17 protein-coding genes are annotated in these 17775 nt (G+C 36.1%); 12 read left to right on the top strand and 5 right to left on the bottom strand.

Features of this window, described 5'->3' with window-relative positions:
- Nucleotides 1-65: 65 nt before the first annotated feature.
- The 6 genes from mpl to panP all read left to right on the top strand — a co-directional run bounded on the left by mpl (nt 66) and on the right by panP (nt 6402).
- Complete coding sequence (gene mpl / locus PSA_RS16960; RefSeq protein ID WP_042148243.1) at nt 66-1427, top strand: UDP-N-acetylmuramate:L-alanyl-gamma-D-glutamyl-meso-diaminopimelate ligase; 1362 nt, start codon at nt 66-68, stop codon at nt 1425-1427.
- Nucleotides 1420-2049, top strand: coding sequence for a flavin prenyltransferase UbiX (locus PSA_RS16955; protein ID WP_042148241.1), 630 nt, complete (start codon nt 1420-1422; stop codon nt 2047-2049). The genes mpl and PSA_RS16955 overlap by 8 nt, the downstream gene beginning before the upstream one ends.
- Before the next feature lie 57 nt (nt 2050-2106).
- Nucleotides 2107-3042, top strand: a complete 936-nt coding sequence (locus PSA_RS16950; RefSeq protein WP_042148238.1) for an ABC transporter ATP-binding protein — start codon at nt 2107-2109, stop codon at nt 3040-3042.
- On the top strand, nt 3042-3815 hold the full coding sequence (locus tag PSA_RS16945) for an ABC transporter permease (protein WP_042148236.1): 774 nt from the start codon (nt 3042-3044) through the stop codon (nt 3813-3815). Before PSA_RS16950 ends, PSA_RS16945 begins: the two co-directional genes overlap by 1 nt.
- The gene (locus tag PSA_RS16940) at nt 3815-4495 is read left to right on the top strand and encodes a tRNA (guanosine(46)-N(7))-methyltransferase TrmB (RefSeq protein WP_042148233.1); all 681 of its coding nucleotides are present in this window, start codon (nt 3815-3817) and stop codon (nt 4493-4495) included. Before PSA_RS16945 ends, PSA_RS16940 begins: the two co-directional genes overlap by 1 nt.
- A gap of 263 nt (nt 4496-4758) precedes the next feature.
- Nucleotides 4759-6402: a pyridoxal-dependent aspartate 1-decarboxylase PanP gene (panP, locus tag PSA_RS16935; protein ID WP_042148269.1), complete on the top strand. Its 1644-nt coding sequence runs from the start codon at nt 4759-4761 to the stop codon at nt 6400-6402.
- Between the two features lie 48 nt (nt 6403-6450).
- On the opposite strand, the gene rsmD is transcribed toward panP, so the two are convergent.
- Nucleotides 6451-7032 carry a 16S rRNA (guanine(966)-N(2))-methyltransferase RsmD gene (rsmD, locus tag PSA_RS16930; RefSeq protein WP_042148232.1) on the bottom strand — a complete coding sequence of 194 codons (582 nt, stop codon included), beginning with the start codon at nt 7030-7032 and terminating at the stop codon, nt 6451-6453.
- A 91-nt stretch (nt 7033-7123) separates the two neighbouring features.
- On the opposite strand from rsmD, the gene ftsY reads away from it, so the two are divergent.
- The 4 genes from ftsY to rpoH all read left to right on the top strand — a co-directional run bounded on the left by ftsY (nt 7124) and on the right by rpoH (nt 11941).
- On the top strand, nt 7124-9088 hold the full coding sequence (ftsY, locus tag PSA_RS16925; RefSeq protein ID WP_082305765.1) for a signal recognition particle-docking protein FtsY: 1965 nt from the start codon (nt 7124-7126) through the stop codon (nt 9086-9088).
- Nucleotides 9089-9191: 103 nt separating this feature from the next.
- Nucleotides 9192-9869: a cell division ATP-binding protein FtsE gene (gene ftsE, locus PSA_RS16920; RefSeq protein ID WP_042148173.1), complete on the top strand. Its 678-nt coding sequence runs from the start codon at nt 9192-9194 to the stop codon at nt 9867-9869.
- Nucleotides 9866-10852 (top strand): permease-like cell division protein FtsX, encoded by a 987-nt coding sequence (gene ftsX / locus PSA_RS16915; protein WP_042148170.1) that lies wholly within the window; start codon nt 9866-9868, stop codon nt 10850-10852. Before ftsE ends, ftsX begins: the two co-directional genes overlap by 4 nt.
- Before the next feature lie 219 nt (nt 10853-11071).
- On the top strand, nt 11072-11941 hold the full coding sequence (gene rpoH, locus PSA_RS16910; RefSeq protein WP_042148167.1) for an RNA polymerase sigma factor RpoH: 870 nt from the start codon (nt 11072-11074) through the stop codon (nt 11939-11941).
- A 92-nt stretch (nt 11942-12033) separates the two neighbouring features.
- On the opposite strand, the gene PSA_RS16905 is transcribed toward rpoH, so the two are convergent.
- From PSA_RS16905 to gpmM, 4 genes are all read right to left on the bottom strand, one after another.
- Nucleotides 12034-12759, bottom strand: a complete 726-nt coding sequence (locus PSA_RS16905; protein WP_042148220.1) for a divergent polysaccharide deacetylase family protein — start codon at nt 12757-12759, stop codon at nt 12034-12036.
- 127 nt (nt 12760-12886) lie between these two features.
- Nucleotides 12887-14098 (bottom strand): S41 family peptidase, encoded by a 1212-nt coding sequence (locus tag PSA_RS16900; protein WP_042148164.1) that lies wholly within the window; start codon nt 14096-14098, stop codon nt 12887-12889.
- Nucleotides 14099-14137: 39 nt separating this feature from the next.
- The gene (locus PSA_RS16895) at nt 14138-15274 is read right to left on the bottom strand and encodes a murein hydrolase activator EnvC (protein ID WP_042148161.1); all 1137 of its coding nucleotides are present in this window, start codon (nt 15272-15274) and stop codon (nt 14138-14140) included.
- Nucleotides 15275-15285: 11 nt separating this feature from the next.
- Nucleotides 15286-16830 carry a 2,3-bisphosphoglycerate-independent phosphoglycerate mutase gene (gene gpmM, locus PSA_RS16890; protein WP_042148159.1) on the bottom strand — a complete coding sequence of 515 codons (1545 nt, stop codon included), beginning with the start codon at nt 16828-16830 and terminating at the stop codon, nt 15286-15288.
- Between the two features lie 226 nt (nt 16831-17056).
- Between gpmM and PSA_RS16885 the strand changes: the two genes are divergently transcribed.
- Both PSA_RS16885 and grxC read left to right on the top strand, forming a co-directional pair.
- Nucleotides 17057-17488 (top strand): rhodanese-like domain-containing protein, encoded by a 432-nt coding sequence (locus PSA_RS16885; RefSeq protein WP_042148217.1) that lies wholly within the window; start codon nt 17057-17059, stop codon nt 17486-17488.
- Between the two features lie 9 nt (nt 17489-17497).
- Complete coding sequence (grxC, locus tag PSA_RS16880; protein WP_042148158.1) at nt 17498-17752, top strand: glutaredoxin 3; 255 nt, start codon at nt 17498-17500, stop codon at nt 17750-17752.
- Nucleotides 17753-17775 lie beyond the last annotated feature (23 nt).

Raw genomic sequence — 17775 nt, 5'->3', positions numbered from 1 at the left:
TTTTTATAATATATTTTTATTTGCTCGGTTTATCCGGGCATTTTTTTAGGATGAATTTTCTCTCTATGCATATTCATATTTTAGGTATTTGCGGCACCTTTATGGGTGGGATCGCAGCTTTGGCTAAATCTCTGGGACATACAGTTACCGGCTCAGATCAAAATGTTTACCCGCCTATGAGCACTCAACTTGAAGAGCTAGGCATTGAGTTAACACAAGGGTACGACCCAAAACAGCTAGAGCCTAAACCTGATATGGTTGTGATTGGCAATGCGATGAGTCGTGGTAATCCATGTGTGGAATATGTATTAGAAAAAGGTTTACCTTATACATCAGGTCCTGAATGGCTAAAGCATAATTTATTACAAGACTGTTGGGTATTAGCTGTATCAGGGACTCATGGTAAAACAACAACATCAAGTATGTTAGCTTGGATTTTGGAATATGCGGGATTAAAACCTGGCTTTTTAATTGGTGGCGTAGTGCAAAATTTTGGTATTTCAGCCCGATTAGGCGAAACATCATTTTTTGTAATAGAAGCTGATGAATACGATACCGCTTTTTTTGATAAGCGTAGTAAATTTGTACATTATCTACCAAGAACCTTAATTTTAAATAATCTTGAATTCGATCATGCTGATATATTTAAAGACCTAGAAGCAATTCAAACCCAATTCCATCATTTAATGCGTGTGTTACCGCAAAATGGTAAAGCGATTTGGCCAAGTGAAGATAAAGCATTAGAACAAGTGATTGATAAAGGTTGTTGGAGCGACACGGAGCAATTGGGTAAAGATTGGTCATATAACTTATTAGCAGAAGATGGCAGTGAGTTTGAAGTTTTACTAGCCGGACAAGTTTTAGGAAAAGTAACTTGGCAAGCAATTGGCGAACATAATGTAAAAAATGCCATGATGGCAATTTCAGCCGCCAGACACGTTGGGATTTCTGTTGAGCACGCTATTGATGCGTTAGCTGAATTTATTTCTCCAAAACGCCGTATGGAATTATTAGAAGTAGTAAATAATATTACTGTTTATGATGATTTTGCCCATCACCCAACTGCAATCAAAACCACTTTAGCAGGTTTAAGAGCTAAAGTTGGTAATGCAAAAATACATGCTATTTTAGAGCCGAGATCTAACACAATGAAAATGGGTGTTCATCAAAATACACTGATTAATTCATTAAGTGATGCTGATAATGTTTATTTATTTGAACCTGAAAACCTTAATTGGTCATTAGCACAAGCAGCCAAAGAGGTTGATGCTGACTGCTTACAAAATATTGATGGTATAATTGCGAAAGTACTTGAAAATATCAATCAAGATGAGCATATATTGATTATGAGCAATGGCGGCTTTAACGGTATTCATCAAAAGCTGATCGGCGCATTAAAAAATAAATTTGGGATCATAAATGCTTAAAGCCAACACTGAGTTTAATTCGCCAATTACTTTAGCTTTTAGTGGTGCATCTGGTGCACCATATGGTTTAAGATTATTGGAAGTATTAGTTGCTCAAAACTATCAGGTATATGTTCTGATTTCATCAGCTGCTCGCGTAGTACTTGATACTGAATCTGATATAAAACTTTCTGGTAATGAGGGCAAAGCAACTGAGCAATTAACCGCTTTGGTAAATGCGAAACCAGAACAAATAAAAGTATTTGGCAAAGACAATTGGTTTAGCCCGGTTGCTTCTGGCTCGGCTGCACCTAAAAAAATGATTGTATGTCCTTGTAGTGCAGGTACTGTATCAGCAATTGCCATGGGGGCTTCTGATAATTTATTAGAGCGCGGCGCTGATGTTGTGATTAAAGAGCGCGGCCAATTAATATTAGTACCACGAGAAACCCCCTTTAGTGAAATACACTTAGAAAACATGTTAAAACTGGCAAGAATGGGCGTCACCATAATGCCTGCCGCACCCGGTTTTTATCATAAACCACAAACAATTGATGACTTAGTAGATTTTATGGTTGGCAGAATTTTAGACCATTTATCTATTGAGCACGACCTTCAAAAACGTTGGGGCTATCAGTCCTAGTATTTCAGAAATTTATTTTTTGGTATCTGCGTCGGATACCCATAAAAAGAGAATAAAATGACAGTTGCGCTTAGTATTTCTGGTTTGAAAAAAACCTATAAAAATGGGGTTGAAGCCGTAAAAGGTATCGACTTAAAAGTAGATAAAGGTGATTTTTTTGCCTTGTTAGGTCCAAATGGTGCAGGTAAATCGACCACAATTGGGGTTATTGCTTCTCTTGTTAATAAATCACAAGGTAAAGTCGAAATTTTTGGTCATGATATTGATACTGATTTGGAGCTTGCTAAGTCTGAACTTGGTTTAGTGCCACAAGAATTTAATTTTAGTATGTTTGAAACCCTAAATAATATTTTGGTAACACAAGCAGGTTATTTCGGTGTGCCACGCAAGCTTGCATTTGAGCGTGCTGAAAAATACCTAAAGCAACTAGAGCTTTTTGATAAAAAAGATATGGCTGCGCGTACTTTATCTGGCGGTATGAAGCGTAGGTTAATGATTGCACGTGCATTAATGCATGAACCTAAAGTATTGATTCTTGATGAACCAACTGCGGGTGTGGATATTGAGTTAAGGCGTTCTATGTGGGAGTTCTTGCAAGAACTTAACGAGCAAGGCGTCACAATAATATTAACCACCCATTATTTAGAAGAAGCCGAGATGCTTTGTAAGAATATTGCGATAATAGATAAAGGCATCATAGTTGAAGATACCAGTATGAAGTCTTTATTAGCAACATTGGATAAAGAAACAATCATTTTAGATTTAAAGCAGCCAGTTAAAAAAGTAAATTTGAGTGGTTATGATTTTAGAATGACTGATGATCACACATTAGAAGTTGATATTGTTAAATCTCAAGGTCTAAATAGCATTTTTGAGCAGTTAAGTGCACAAGACAATACGGTTTTAAGTATGCGTAATAAATCTAATCGATTAGAAGAGTTATTCATTTCTTTATTAAATAAAAACAAAGCAAATAATAGTGAGGTTGCATAATGGATTTTACAGGTAACCTTATCGCGTTAAAAAGCATTTGGATTAAAGAGTGTATTCGTTTTTTACGAATTTGGGTGCAAACTTTAGTACCGCCAGCAATCACGATGACACTTTACTTTGTGATATTTGGTAATTTGATTGGTTCTCGTATTGGTGAAATGGGCGGTTTTAATTACATGGAATTTATTGTTCCAGGGTTAATTATGATGTCGGTTATTACTAACTCTTATTCCAATGTCGCTTCCGCCTTTTATTCAACTAAATTTCAAAAAAGTATTGAAGAATTGCTGGTATCTCCGGTGCCCAATTACATTATTGTATTAGGTTATATGGGCGGCGGCATGACTCGCGGCTTATTAGTTGGCTTAATTGTGACTTGTGTTTCAATGTTTTTTGTTGATATTCAAATTCATAATTTAGGCATTATTGTATTAACTGTCTTTTTAACTTCAGCAGTATTTTCATTGGCTGGGTTAATTAATGCGGTATTTGCTAATAGCTTTGATGATATCAGCATAATCCCTACATTTATCTTAACACCACTGACTTATTTAGGTGGCGTATTTTACTCAATCACATTATTGCCTGATTTTTGGCAAACTGTATCGCAAATAAATCCTATTATTTATATGGTAAATGCGTTTAGATTTGGGTTTTTAGGTTATACAGATGTGAACTTAACAGTAGCATTTACGGTATTACTGGTATTTATTACTGTGTTATTTATTACCGCATTAACATTAATTAAAAAAGGCATAGGGCTACGTCATTAATGAATGAATCAAATTCAAATCCAGCCAATTCAAGAAGCATTACAACAAACCAAACTGGTTTAAATGAAAAGCTTGATGAGGTGGTATTACGCCACTTAAATGCTGAATTTAAAAAGCCAATTAGCAAACATACACAAATTGCATTTGATGAAATCAATGCCAAAGTGAAAGCATTCGCCGGTGATATTATTTTAGACTCTTGCTGTGGTGTAGGTGAAAGCACAGCCAATATCGCTAAGTTGCACCCTGATGCTCTGGTTATCGGGATAGATAAGTCTGCGCATAGGTTAGAAAAACACGATGTTGAGTATAAACAAACTGAAGAAGGCCAGTATATTTTAGCTCGTGCAGATTTAAATGATTTTTGGCGCTTGGCTGTTGAGCAAAAATGGCATATTAGTCACCATTATTTGTTATATCCAAACCCTTGGCCTAAAGCGAAGCATTTACAGCGTCGTTGGCACGGTGCTGCTGTTTTCCCTTATATAATTCAATTAGGTGGCAAGTTGGAACTGAGAAGTAATTGGAAAACTTATGTTGATGAATTCGCTCGTGCATTGGAGCTTGCAAAGCTTAAAACGCAAGTGGAGCTCTATCAATCAGATGAGTCAATTACACCGTTTGAGCGAAAGTATTGGGCCAGTGGGCAAAAAAGCCATAGGCTTGTTATAGCGTTATAGCTTAGTAAACATAAAAGCGGACTATTTAGTTCGCTTTTTTATGACCAAATTTCAATTTATGGAAGTGATTTTAAAAACAAATTTGCTTAATTTTTATTTATAAATTCGCAATATTTGATATTTTAGTTACAAATAGACTGACAAATTTAGCTAATAACGAGACATTTTATAGATTTTTGAGTAAAGTTAACGAAATTTGCTAAGACCTTAACCGTGATTAGATCAAATTGTTTACTTAAAGACAGTCAATGAACGAGCAACAAATGAATATAAAGCGCAGTGCAGTAGCTTCTGAAGAAAGTTTAATGCGGATTTTTACCGCTCCCGAAGCGCCGGGATCAACTTTAAATAGAATCGAAAAAGAAATTTCAAGTAACTTAGTGGGTTTTTTAAATGAAAACATAGCCGCTATTGAAAAACCATTGCATGAAATTGAAAAAGACTTTCAAGACTCACAAATACCAGAGCAACCCACATTTGTTTCTGATCATGCGAATACCATAATGGAAAAACTTGTTGCTCATTCTGTTCATACGGCTGCGCCTAGTTTTGTTGGTCATATGACCTCAGCTTTACCGCATTTTGTTTTGCCTTTATCTAAGTTAATGGTTGGCTTGAATCAAAATTTAGTAAAAATTGAAACATCAAAAGCATTTACGCCATTAGAAAGACAAGTTTTAGGCATGATGCACCATTTAGTGTATGGCGAAAATGATGACTTTTATCAGAAGTGGATGCACAGCGCTAAAAACTCCTTAGGTGCTTTTTGTTCAGGCGGTACTATCGCTAATATTTCTGCATTATGGATTGCACGCAATCGCTTATTAAAATCTGATGGTGACTTTAAAGGTATTACAAGTGAAGGCTTAATGGCTGCAATGTTGCATTATGGCTATAAAGGACTCGCTGTTTTAGTATCTGAACGAGCACATTACTCTTTGGGTAAAGCTGCAGATATTTTAGGGGTAGGTCGAAATAACTTTATAGCGATTGAAACGGCTGATGATAATAAAGTTAATGTACAGGCTATGCGAGAAAAAGCACATGAGCTTGAAAGCCAAGGCATTAAAGTGATGGCTATCGTGGGTGTTGCTGGTACTACTGAAACGGGCAACATAGATCCTTTAATAGAATTAGCGGATTTAAGTGAAGAGCTAGACTGTCATTTTCATGTTGATGCAGCTTGGGGTGGCGCAACTTTATTATCGAACAACAATAGACATTTGCTCAAAGGCGTAGAAAGAGCTGATTCAATTACGATAGATGCACATAAACAAATGTATGTTCCTATGGGATCAGGATTAGTTTTGTTTAAAAACCCTGAAGCTTCAAATGTAATAGAGCATCATGCTGAATATATCTTAAGAAAAGGTTCAAAAGATTTAGGTAGTCATACACTAGAGGGAAGTCGCCCTGGAATGGCAATGCTAGTGCATGCATGTTTGCAGATCATTGGCCGTGAAGGCTATGAAATGTTGATTGATAAAGGCATAGAAAAAGCCCGTTTTTTTGCTGATTTAATTCATTCATCAAATGATTTTGAGGTGGTTACTGAGCCTGAACTGTGTATTTTAACTTACAGGTATGTACCACAAAAAATTAAACAACTGTTACTCGCAGAAGGTGAAGACGCCTTAGATGAGCAAACAAAGTTAGATATCTACATCGCATTGAATCGCTTAACAGCAAGTATTCAAAAGAGACAAAGGGAACAAGGGTTCTCATTTGTATCTCGTACACGATTAACACCTGCTCAGTATAATAAATTACCAACAGTTGTATTTAGAGTTGTTTTGGCAAATCCTTTAACTTCTGAGCAGATATTGAAAGATATTCTTGAAGAACAAAAAGAGTTAGCTGCGAGTGACCCTATTTTCAAAAAATACTTAAGTAAATATTGCGAATAAAGGACATTTTAGCGAAGCTTCATCATAATGAGCTTCGCTAAAGTTATTTTATCTTTGATAAAGGCGATAACTTACTTGCCCTGCATTTTTTTCTTTTATTAATTGCCAGTTGTTGGGTGCTTTAAATCCTTTTAAGTCACTTTCTATTTCTAAATATATTAATGCATCTTCATTGAGTAGAGAAAAATCTTCTATTTTTTGGCAACTTATTTGTGCAAGGTCTTGTCTAAATGGCGGATCTACAAATACTAAGTCAAATTTTTCATTTAACTGTTCTAATAATTTCAATGTATCACCTACAATTAGCTGCGCATTTTCAACTTTTAGCGTTTGTAAATTGTCTTTAAGCTGTTTAGCTGCCCCTTGATCTAACTCTAAAAAAGTCGCACTTTTTGCGAACCTTGATAAAGCTTCAAAACCTAAACCGCCAGAGCCTGAAAAGCAATCAAGCACCTTGGCATCTCTGATATCTGTCATTAGCCAATTAAAAACGGTTTCTTTTACACGATCAGTTGTTGGTCGTAATCCTGTTACATCTTGCACTGGTAGTTTACGACCACGATATTGACCGCTAATGATCCGAATATGACCTGCATTGCTTTTATTTGATTTAGTCGTCTTTTTCTTCATCTTATGTGAAAGTCTTCTATGAAAGTGTTAACATTGCAAGATTGCGTATATATACATTTTATCAGATTTATTTGAGTGGTTATTAACAAGCATGGCAAAAAAAAATAAATTTCTTTCTTGGTTAGGTTTTGGCGGCAAAAAAGATAACGAAGAAACACAAAAAGCTGAAGAGTTAGCAGCACAAGAAGCCGCTGAACAAGCAAAAATTGAAGCAGAACGTTTGGCACAAGAAAAAGCTGAACTATTAGCAAAAGAACAAGCTGCAGAGCAAGAACTAATTGAAGCGCAGCGTTTAGCGAAAGAAAAAGCAGAGCAGTTAGCAAAAGAGCAAGCTGCAGAACAAGAACGAATTGAAGCGCAGCGTTTAGCACAAGAAAAAGCAGAACTGCTAGCAAAAGAGCAAGCTGCAGAACAAGAACGAATTGAAGCGCAGCGTTTAGCACAAGAAAAAGCAGAACTGCTAGCAAAAGAGCAAGCTGCAGAACAAGAACGAATTGAAGCGCAGCGTTTAGCACAAGAAAAAGCAGAACTGTTAGCAAAAGAGCAAGCTGCAGAGCAAGAACGAATTGAAGCGCAGCGTTTAGCGCAAGAAAAAGCAGAACTGTTAGCAAAAGAGCAAGCTGCAGAGCAAGAACGAATTGAAGCGCAGCGTTTAGCGCAAGAAAAAGCAGAGCAGTTAGCAAAAGAGCAAGCTGCAGAGCAAGAACGAATTGAAGCGCAGCGTTTAGCGCAAGAAAAAGCAGAGCAGTTAGCAAAAGAGCAAGCTGCAGAGCAAGAACGAATTGAAGCGCAGCGTTTAGCGCAAGAAAAAGCTGAACTATTAGCAAAAGAGCAAGCTGCAGAGCAAGAACGAATTGAAGCGCAGCGTTTAGCGCAAGAAAAAGCTGAACTATTAGCAAAAGAGCAAGCTGCAGAACAAGAACGAATTGAAGCGCAGCGTTTGGCTCAAGAACAAGCTGCAGAACAAGCTCGAGTTGAAGCGCAGCGTTTGGCTCAAGAACAAGCTGCAGAACAGGCTCGAGTTGAAGCAGAGCGTTTGGCACAAGAACAAGCTTCAGAGCAAGAACGCGTTGAACCTGAGCGTTTAGAGCAAGAAAAATCAGAAAAACCGAAAAAGAAACAAGGTTTTTTCAGCAAACTAAAAAATAGCTTAATAAAAACCAAGCAAAATTTAGGTTCTGGTTTAGCGAGTATATTTTCAGGTAAAAAAATTGATGATGATTTATTTGAAGACTTGGAAACTCAACTATTAACTGCTGATTTAGGTGTTGATACAACCGTTAAGTTAATTGATGGATTAACTAAAACCGCTGATCGTAAACAACTTAAAGACGGTGAAGCTTTATATGAAATTCTAAAACAAGATATGGCTAATATGCTTGAGCAAGCAGAAAAACCACTTGATATAGAATTAGAAGAACATACGCCTTTTGTTATCTTAATGGTAGGTGTAAATGGTGTTGGTAAAACAACAACCATAGGTAAACTTGCTAAGCAGTTTCAAGAACAAGGTAAATCAGTTATGTTAGCCGCTGGTGATACCTTTAGAGCCGCAGCTGTTGAGCAGTTACAAGTTTGGGGTGAAAGAAATGATATCCCTGTAATTGCACAGCATACTGGTGCTGATAGTGCATCAGTTGTATTTGATGCGTTAGAAGCTGCAAGAGCACGTAAAGTAGATGTTTTAATTGCAGATACCGCTGGGCGTTTACAAAATAAAGACCACTTAATGGTAGAACTTGAAAAAATATCTCGAGTGATGAAAAAGTTAGATCCAAACGCGCCACATGAAGTAATGCTTACAATAGATGCTGGTACTGGTCAAAATGCCATTAGCCAAGTTGATTTATTTAATAAGGCTGTAGGGCTAACTGGGATTACATTAACTAAGTTAGATGGTACTGCAAAGGGTGGCGTTATCTTTGCGGTTGCAGACAAATTTAATATTCCAATTAGATACATAGGTGTTGGTGAAGGCATTGATGATTTAAGACCTTTCAAAAGCAAAGATTTTATAGATGCTTTATTTAGTCAAGATACTGAAAATCAAAAATAATGCTTAATGAATGAAATAAAGATATAGTAGAAGGGCGCTTAGCGCCCTTTTTTATATCTATTAATATATTAACTTAATGAAATAACTTAAATAAAAAATAATAATGATAAATTTTCAGGAAGTAAGTAAGACATATCCCGGCGGACATACTGCGCTAGAGAAAGTAAGCTTTCATCTTAAAGCAGGTGAGTTAGCTTTTTTAACAGGTCATAGTGGTGCAGGAAAAAGTACATTACTAAAACTGATCAGTGTAATGGAACGACCTTCAGCCGGTAATGTGATGATCAATGGCGTTGATTTAAATTCAATTTCTAAATCACAAGTTCCTTTCGTGCGACGTGATATTGGCATGATCTTTCAAAATCACAGACTATTAGCGAGGCACAATATTTTTGATAATGTTGCACTACCTTTAGTGATAGAAGGTATGCATCGTAAAAATATTACAAAACGCGTACATGCTGCCTTAGATAAAGTTGGCTTACTTAGTAAAGTTAAGTGTTATCCTGAAACTCTATCTGGTGGAGAGCAACAAAGAGTAGGTATTGCCCGTGCAATTGTAAATTCCCCCCCTATTTTATTAGCTGATGAACCTACGGGTAATTTAGATCCTGAGCTATCCTGGGAGATCCTTAAGTTATTTGAAGACTTTAATCGCCATGGCACAACGGTGCTTATTGCGACTCATGATCTAGGGTTAATTGCACGTATGAAATACCACAATTTAACACTCAATAAAGGCAAATTGTTATTAGATCCGCTTAAGGCAGATATATCATGAGTTTATTATTTAAAAGCAGAGTAACTCAAGCCACTAATACAGATACTTCTTTAGTTATGACCTGGTACTTTGTTGTATTAAATATTATGCGTCAAGGTGTACATAGTTTAGGAGAAATGTGGCGTACGACAACAGCATCTATGATGACGATCGCTGTATTAGGCGTGAGTTTAACCTTACCAACAACACTTTATCTAGTTGTTAAAAATGTTCAGCAAGTGAGTAGTGGTTTTGAAAATGCCAGTGAAATATCGTTATTTGTAAAACAAGGCTTGTCAGAGAAAGAAACAAATAGCTTAGTTAAACGCTTAAATTTATATCCTGAAATATCTGCTGTAACCTACATTTCAAATGATACTGCTCTAAAAGAGTTCAAACAGGTTTCAGGTTTTGGTCAGGCATTAGACTATTTAGATTCAAATCCTTTGCCAAGTGTTATCTCAATAACGCCAACTAAACGGCACTCTCAACCAGAAACTGCTCGTAAATTACTTACTAAACTTGAAGATGAACGTGAGATAGATTTTGGAAAATTAGACATAGAGTGGCTTGAGCGCCTTAACGCTTTATTGAGTTTATTACGCGAAAGCGTTATCACCATTGCATTTTTATTACTTACTTCGGTGATTTTGATAATCGGTAATACAATCAGATTATCAATTATGGATAAGAAAGAAGAAATTCAGGTAATGAAGCTTGTAGGTGCAACAAATCAATTTATTCAAACGCCATTTTTATGGACTGGTATTTGGTATGGGGTTATTGGCGGTTTCTTTGCTTATATCTGTATTGAGTTAATGATGTGGTGGTTAGGCTCTGCGGTTTCTGAAGTTGCAGGTGTTTATCAAGCAGAGTTTTTATTACAAGGCTTATCTTTTTTTGAATTTATGAATTTAATAATTTTAGCTGTATTATTGGGGCTTTTTGGCTCTTTTCTTTCGGTTAAACGTTATATTAAAACAATAGAGCCAGATAAAATCTAATAAAATTAAATAATTAGCACTCTCACTATGTAGAGTGCTAAAAGACATGATTTGTAACACTTATGCTCTCGCTTTCACTCACCCTCTTTAGTTATTCTTATATTGAAAATTCATTTGAACTTAAGACTTGACATTTAGGTCAAAACGATTAAATTTAAGTTAGCACTCTTAGAGAAAGACTGCTAAAATGATTTGAAAGATGGATCCTAGAGGTTAAATATGAGCGATAATTTACATACATTAGCATTAACTGTTCCTCAAAGTGCAGGTAGCCATGAAGCTTACCTACAAACTGTGGGTACTATCCCTATGCTAACTGCTGAAGAAGAAAAATCATTGGCTGTTAAATTACAACAAGAAGGCGATTTGTCTGCTGCTAAGCAACTAATTGTTTCTCACTTAAGATTTGTAGCTCATATTGCTAAAAGTTATTCAGGCTATGGTTTAGCACAAGCTGATTTGATGCAAGAAGGTAATATTGGATTGATGAAAGCGGTTAAACGATTTGACCCAACTGTAGGTGTGCGTTTAGTCTCATTTGCAGTTCATTGGATAAAAGCTGAAATCCATGAATTTGTATTAAAAAATTGGCGCATTGTTAAAGTTGCGACCACTAAAGCGCAACGTAAATTGTTTTTTAATCTAAGAAAAAACAAAAAGCGTCTTGGTTGGTTTAATCAAGATGAAGTAAGCACTGTAGCAGATGCTCTGGGTGTGAGTGAAAAAGAAGTACGTGAGATGGAATCTCGTATGAGTAGCCAAGATATGGCATTTGATATGGGCTCTGATGATACTGATGATTCATCTGAAGCAACATCTTACTCTCCAGTTCAGTACTTAACAGATAATAGCTTAGATTTAGCTGATGGTGTAGAACAAGACCAGTATAAAAAACAATCTCAAAACCGTTTGTTTGCTGCTATTAATACACTTGATGAACGTGCAAAAGATATTGTAAGTTCTCGTTGGTTAATGGACCAAAAAGCTACATTACAAGAATTAGCGCAAAAATATGACGTTTCAGCTGAACGTATTCGCCAGCTAGAAAAAACAGCAATGAAAAAACTACAAGCAACTATGGTTGCTTAATAGAATTAGTATAGCGTCATTCTAAAAAATACTTAATAAAAAGGTTTGCTCCAAGAGCAAACCTTTTTTAGATCGGTTTACAAATTAGTTGGCTATAGTTCAGATTTTTTAGCCGATGCCAGTTTCACATATTTATTTTCAACAAGTTGAGATAAAGGCACAAGTTTAATGCCTTGGGCTTTAAGTTTAGGTAGCTCTGTTTGTAAAAATGCAAGTGTCTCTGGGTAAGGGTGGGCAATCGCAATGGCATAATCTCGCTTATTGGCAATGCGGATCAACTGCCTCATTCGAAATTTCATTTGTTTTTCTGTAGGTATATTATCTAAAAACACATGCCTGCCAACATTATCTACATTAAAGAGATTAGCCATGTTCTGAGCTTGGCTTTTTGTTGTCGTTTTACTATCTAAAAAATATAACCCCCTTTCTTGCAGTACTTCCATGGTCCATGCCATAGGTTGTATTTGTTGCGTTAAAAAAGAGCCCATATGATTATTTACGCCTTTTACACATGGATACTCATTTAAAGCTTTCTTTAAAGTATTTTGAATTTGAGACTTTGTCATTTCTTCAGTAAGCGCACCAGGACCTAATGCTTTACCGCTTAAAGCTTGCATTGGAATATGTAATAGAAGCTCTTTATTTCTCTCTCTTGCTTGTTCGGAAAATGCTTTTGCAAAAGGAGTATAAGGTAAAATGGAATAAGATATACTCCCTGGAAGCTTGACCGCTTCCAAGTCGTTTTTGTGATAACCAATATCGTCAATAATGATTGCGACTTGGTTTGCCTTAGCCATACTGCATTGCGTTAGCAGCATTAAAGCGAGTAATTTTGATTTTAAGTGCACTTTTTATTCTTATTATTATTTTTTATTACAACCTAAGTTAAATCAATAATATCTATTGTTTTAACTTAGGTAAATGCTACTTTCTTAAAAGTGGCGATTATTGCTCTAGTATTTTTTGTGCTTTAGCTAATTGCACATCTTTAAAAGTTGAAGTAAATACTTGGTTTTCTTTACCTTTACTTAGGTTCATTATAGCTAATTTATCCGATTGAGGAAGGCTTGATTGTGTAATAGGGATATCAGGTGTAATGCCTATGCCATCAATTGAAATACCTGAAGGTGTATAATATTTAGCTGTAGTAAGTTTTAATGCTGTTTGACCATTGCCTAGTGGGATAAGCGATTGCACTGAACCTTTGCCATATGATCGAGTGCCTACTATCGTCGCACGTTTATTATCCTTTAAGGCGCCGGCTAAGATTTCAGCCGCTGATGCCGAACCTTTATTAATTAATACCACCATAGGTGCACCATTTAATATATCTGAATTACTTGCTGTAAAAACCTGGTTAGCGTCATAAAAACGACCTTTAGTTGATACTATAATACCGCCTCGCAAAAATAAATCTGAAATAGCAACCGCACTATCTAAAATACCGCCAGGGTTATCTCTTAAATCAATTAACAGGCCTTTTAGAGGCAAACCATTTTCAGTTTTCAATCTTGCTATATGTCTGGCAACATCATGCAGTGTATGGTTATTAAAACTCACGATGCGTAAATAGGCATAACCTGCAATATCCACCTTACTTGTGACAGTTTCTAATTCTATTATTTGACGTTCAACTTCAAAGTCTAGGGGGGTTGAAAATCCAGATCTGGCTATGCTTAAGTTTACAGCGGAGGTCTCTGTTTTACTGATCAAAGTCGCAACTTGTTTAATTTGTTTGTTGATCACCGTTTGACCATTGATAGACAGTAAAATATCGCCCTTTTGTAAACCCGCTTGCGCTGCAGGGGAGTTGTTTAAAGATGCGATGATTACGATATGCTCATCACGCATCTCGACTTCTATTCCTAGGCCTGTGTATTGGCCATTGGTTATATTAAATAGGTCTTCGAGCTCTTGTTCGTCTAAGTACTCAGAGTAGGGGTCTAATTGCTTTAAAACTGAATCAACAGCTGAACTATTGAGTTTTTGTGTATTTACTTCGTCAACATAAAAAGTTTGGATATGCTCCAAAATATGTTTCATATTAGCATTAGTAAGCTTTGAACTTGTTTCCTCTGAACTGACAGGTGAAAAATAAAATGCTAATAGAATGATGATAAAGCTAAGAAACTGATTAAATTTTAATGATATATGCATTGGCTACTCCCGGGGTTGGGGGTGTAGCCAATTAAAGTCTTAAATTCGCTTACACCATTTTGTAGGATTAATAGCTTGTCCCTTATGCCGTATTTCGAAGTATAGACCAGGATTCTCTTGTCCACCGCTTTGACCGACTAAAGCGATCAATTCACCTTGAGAAACTTCCTCTCCAACACTTTTTAATAATGCCTGATTATGGCCATATAAACTCATAAACCCTTTGCCATGATCTATCACGATTACCCAACCAAAACCTTTGAGCCAGTCAGCAAAAACAACCTTACCATTATGAATGGTTGTAACTGACGCACCTTCTTTGGCGTTAATAAGCACTCCTTTCCATTTTAATTTCCCATACTTTCTTTGGCCAAATTTATGTTTTAATCGACCTCTACTTGGCCATTTTAACTTGCCTTTAGTACTTTTTAGTCCTTCAAACGTAAGCTGTTGTTTTATATCTTCTTGTAAGTTTTTTAGGGTTTCAATTAAAATTTGTTCATTTTTTTTCAAATATTCAACTGAGCTAGTTGTATTTGTGAATTGTTTTTTTAATAAAGCTAAATTTCCTTTTCTTTTGCTTTTTGCAATTAATAGCGATTTCCTGTTTTGTTTTTGTTCGGCTAATAATGTCAGCAATTTGGCTTGGGTCTGTGCTAATTCATTTTGTTTTTCTTCTAATTGAATAAGTGTAATCTTTAACTTATCAAGCTGGGTTAATCGTGCTTTATTAAGATAACTGTAATAGGTGAGAGTTCTTTCAAATGTTGCTATATTTTCTTGATTTAATAAAAGTTTACTATAGTCATGACTGCCTGTCATATAAGCACTTTTTAATTGGCTTGATAGCGCTTTTTGTTGCTGTTTTTTATTTTGAGTGAGCTTTTTTATTTGTTTTTGTAATTGGTTCTGTTCACTTCTATTAAGCTCGATAGAAAAATCAAGTTCATTAAGTGACTTTGAGTTTTTGGCTATCGCTAATTCTGATTCTTTTAATGTGCTTTCAATCTTATTTATTTTTTGTTTTTGCGTTTTAAGTTTATCGACACTAGATTTTAGCGTTTTTTGTATTTGATTTAAGTCTTGCTCAGTTTGTTTTTCGGTTGCACTAACAGATGTTAGTGAAACCGAAATTAAACAAACAGTTAAAGCAAGTAACTGTTTAATAGTTCGCATAAATAAACCAGTTATTTAAGCTGCATGATGACTGAACCTGTCATTTCTTCAGGTTGCTCCATGCCCATAAGGTGCAGCATAGTAGGCGCAACATCACTGAGTGCTTTACCTTCAAAAGCTTGCGCATTTCTGCCAACATATATAAAAGGTACAGGTTCATTTGTGTGGGCTGTGTGTGCTTGACCTGTTTCAGGGTTTTTCATCAGCTCTGCATTACCGTGATCTGCGGTGATCAAAGCTTCACTGCCTGTTTCTTCAAGTGCTTTTACGATACGACCAATACAGTGGTCAACTGCTTCACAGGCTTTTACTGCAGCATCAAATACACCTGAATGACCAACCATATCACCATTTGGATAGTTACAAATAATGGCATCATGTTCGCCGCTATGGATTGCTGCTACTAATTTATCGGTGAGTAACTCTGAATTCATTTCTGGCTGTAAATCATATGTCGCAACTTTAGGTGATGGGATAAGTTCTCTCGTTTCACCTTTAAATAAGTCTTCTTTGCCGCCACTGAAAAAGAAAGTAACGTGGGCATATTTTTCTGTTTCAGATATACGTAACTGTGTTTTATTATGTTTTGCTAACCATTCACCTAGTACATTGTCTAATTTATTTGGTGGAAATGCTTTTGATGTTTCTATATCTGCTGCATATTCAGTAAGCATCACAAAATCAGCTAACTTTGGTGCTTTTTGTTTAGTAAAACCAGAGAAATCGGCATCAACAAATGCACGTGTCATTTCACGAGCGCGATCGGCTCTAAAGTTCATAAAAATAACTGCATCGCCATCATTTATAGTGGCAGATGAATCCGTTTCACTTTGAATGCTTGTAGCCGCTACAAATTCATCATTTTCATCTCGTGCATAGGCAGCTTCAAGCGCTTCATTCGCAGTCGCATAGGTAAATTGTGATTCACCCGTTACCATTAAGTTATATGCTTGTTCTACACGATCCCAGCGATTATCTCTATCCATTGCAAAATAGCGTCCAATAATGCTTGCTGTACGACCTTTGCCTATTGATGCAAACTTCTCATCTACCGCAGTTAATGAGTTATTTGCGCTTCTAGGTGGCGTATCTCGACCGTCCAAAAATGCGTGTAAGTAAATCTCGTTAGCGCCACGTTCTGCCGCTAAATCAATTGCTGCTAATATATGTTCTTCGTGGCTATGAACACCGCCTGGGCTTAAAAGTCCCATCAAATGCACTGCTTTGTTATTTTCGACTGCTTTATCGATTGCTTTTACTAATACAGGATTGTGATTAAACTCCCCATCATGTATAGATTTAGTAATGCGGGTGAAGTCTTGATAAACGATTCTGCCGGCACCTAAATTGACATGACCTACTTCTGAATTACCCATTTGACCGTCAGGAAGTCCAACATCCAAACCTGAACCTGAAATTAAAGTACTTGGGTAATCTTGCCAAAGTTTATCAATTACAGGTGTATTGGCAGCTAAAATAGCATTACTTTGCGTTTTTTCGCTATAGCCCCAACCATCTAAAATAATAAGTACAAGTGGCTTTTTTTGCAGTGTCATTGGTGATCCTTGTTTATAAAAGCAAGACGAAGAATTAAATTTTGATTAATCAGGCCTTAGCTTACCGCTTTTTGCTGATAAAATCCGCAAAGAAATTCTGATATTAAAATAATTCACTTAAGTTGTATTTATTTTAATTTGTAAAATTACTCAGTTGGTATTGAGAGAAAGGAGCATGTATACTGCTGCTTTTGTTTTATATGCAAATGAATTAATTGGAAGGTCAATGGAACAATATATCGAATTTATTACAAATAATATTGGGTTAAGTTTAATTTGGGTTGGTATTGCAGTAATGCTAATCATGAGCTGGTTTAAATCTAAGTTTTCTCCTATAAAACAGGTTAACCCTCAGCAATTAACGATGGCAGTTAACCGTGAAAATGCAGTTATTTTAGATATAAGAGCTCAAGCTGACTTTAATAAAGGTCATATTGCAAACTCAGTTCATTTAGCTTCAGAAAAAGCAAAACAAAAAGAGTTTTCAACTATTGAAAAGCATAAAAACGATCCCATTATAGTTGTATGTGTCACAGGTATGACGGCATCAGGTGTTGCAGATAGCTTATATAAAGCTGGTTTTACGCAAGTTTCTACCCTTACTGGTGGTATTGGAGCTTGGCAAGGCGCTGGTTTACCGATGACTTCAGGTAAGTAGGAATTGAAAATGAATAATGTTGTTATTTACACTAAAGCATATTGCCCATACTGTGTCAGAGCTAAGGCTTTATTAAACCATAAAAATATTGAATTTACTGAATTCGATATTGGTCAGCAGCCTGAACTCAGAAATGAAATGATAGATAAAGCTAACGGCAGTTATACTGTGCCACAGATCTTTGTTGGTGAACAACATATCGGTGGTTGCGATGATATGATGCATTTAGAAGCGCAAGGTAAATTAGATACATTACTAAATTAGTAATAAGTTTTACCAAAGAATTT

The organism is Pseudoalteromonas sp. '520P1 No. 423' (genome assembly GCF_001269985.1).
Classification (GTDB): Bacteria; Pseudomonadota; Gammaproteobacteria; order Enterobacterales; family Alteromonadaceae; genus Pseudoalteromonas.
The sequence above is the reverse complement of the archived record's forward strand: the minus strand, read 5'-3'. Positions and strand labels throughout refer to the sequence as shown.

Excerpts from the sequence above, each read along its gene's own strand:
- mpl (WP_042148243.1), top strand. The coding sequence starts at position 66 with ATGCATATTCATATTTTAGGTATTTGCGGCACCTTTATGGGTGGGATC.
- PSA_RS16945 (WP_042148236.1), top strand. The coding sequence starts at position 3,042 with ATGGATTTTACAGGTAACCTTATCGCGTTAAAAAGCATTTGGATTAAA.
- PSA_RS16895 (WP_042148161.1), bottom strand. The coding sequence starts at position 15,274 with ATGCGAACTATTAAACAGTTACTTGCTTTAACTGTTTGTTTAATTTCG.
- panP (WP_042148269.1), top strand. The coding sequence starts at position 4,759 with ATGAATATAAAGCGCAGTGCAGTAGCTTCTGAAGAAAGTTTAATGCGG.
- PSA_RS16950 (WP_042148238.1), top strand. The coding sequence starts at position 2,107 with ATGACAGTTGCGCTTAGTATTTCTGGTTTGAAAAAAACCTATAAAAAT.
- PSA_RS16905 (WP_042148220.1), bottom strand. The coding sequence starts at position 12,759 with ATGCTGCTAACGCAATGCAGTATGGCTAAGGCAAACCAAGTCGCAATC.
- PSA_RS16885 (WP_042148217.1), top strand. The coding sequence starts at position 17,057 with ATGGAACAATATATCGAATTTATTACAAATAATATTGGGTTAAGTTTA.
- grxC (WP_042148158.1), top strand. The coding sequence starts at position 17,498 with ATGAATAATGTTGTTATTTACACTAAAGCATATTGCCCATACTGTGTC.
- ftsY (WP_082305765.1), top strand. The coding sequence starts at position 7,124 with ATGGCAAAAAAAAATAAATTTCTTTCTTGGTTAGGTTTTGGCGGCAAA.
- PSA_RS16900 (WP_042148164.1), bottom strand. The coding sequence starts at position 14,098 with ATGCATATATCATTAAAATTTAATCAGTTTCTTAGCTTTATCATCATT.
- PSA_RS16955 (WP_042148241.1), top strand. The coding sequence starts at position 1,420 with ATGCTTAAAGCCAACACTGAGTTTAATTCGCCAATTACTTTAGCTTTT.
- rsmD (WP_042148232.1), bottom strand. The coding sequence starts at position 7,032 with ATGAAGAAAAAGACGACTAAATCAAATAAAAGCAATGCAGGTCATATT.
- gpmM (WP_042148159.1), bottom strand. The coding sequence starts at position 16,830 with ATGACACTGCAAAAAAAGCCACTTGTACTTATTATTTTAGATGGTTGG.
- ftsX (WP_042148170.1), top strand. The coding sequence starts at position 9,866 with ATGAGTTTATTATTTAAAAGCAGAGTAACTCAAGCCACTAATACAGAT.
- PSA_RS16940 (WP_042148233.1), top strand. The coding sequence starts at position 3,815 with ATGAATGAATCAAATTCAAATCCAGCCAATTCAAGAAGCATTACAACA.
- rpoH (WP_042148167.1), top strand. The coding sequence starts at position 11,072 with ATGAGCGATAATTTACATACATTAGCATTAACTGTTCCTCAAAGTGCA.
- ftsE (WP_042148173.1), top strand. The coding sequence starts at position 9,192 with ATGATAAATTTTCAGGAAGTAAGTAAGACATATCCCGGCGGACATACT.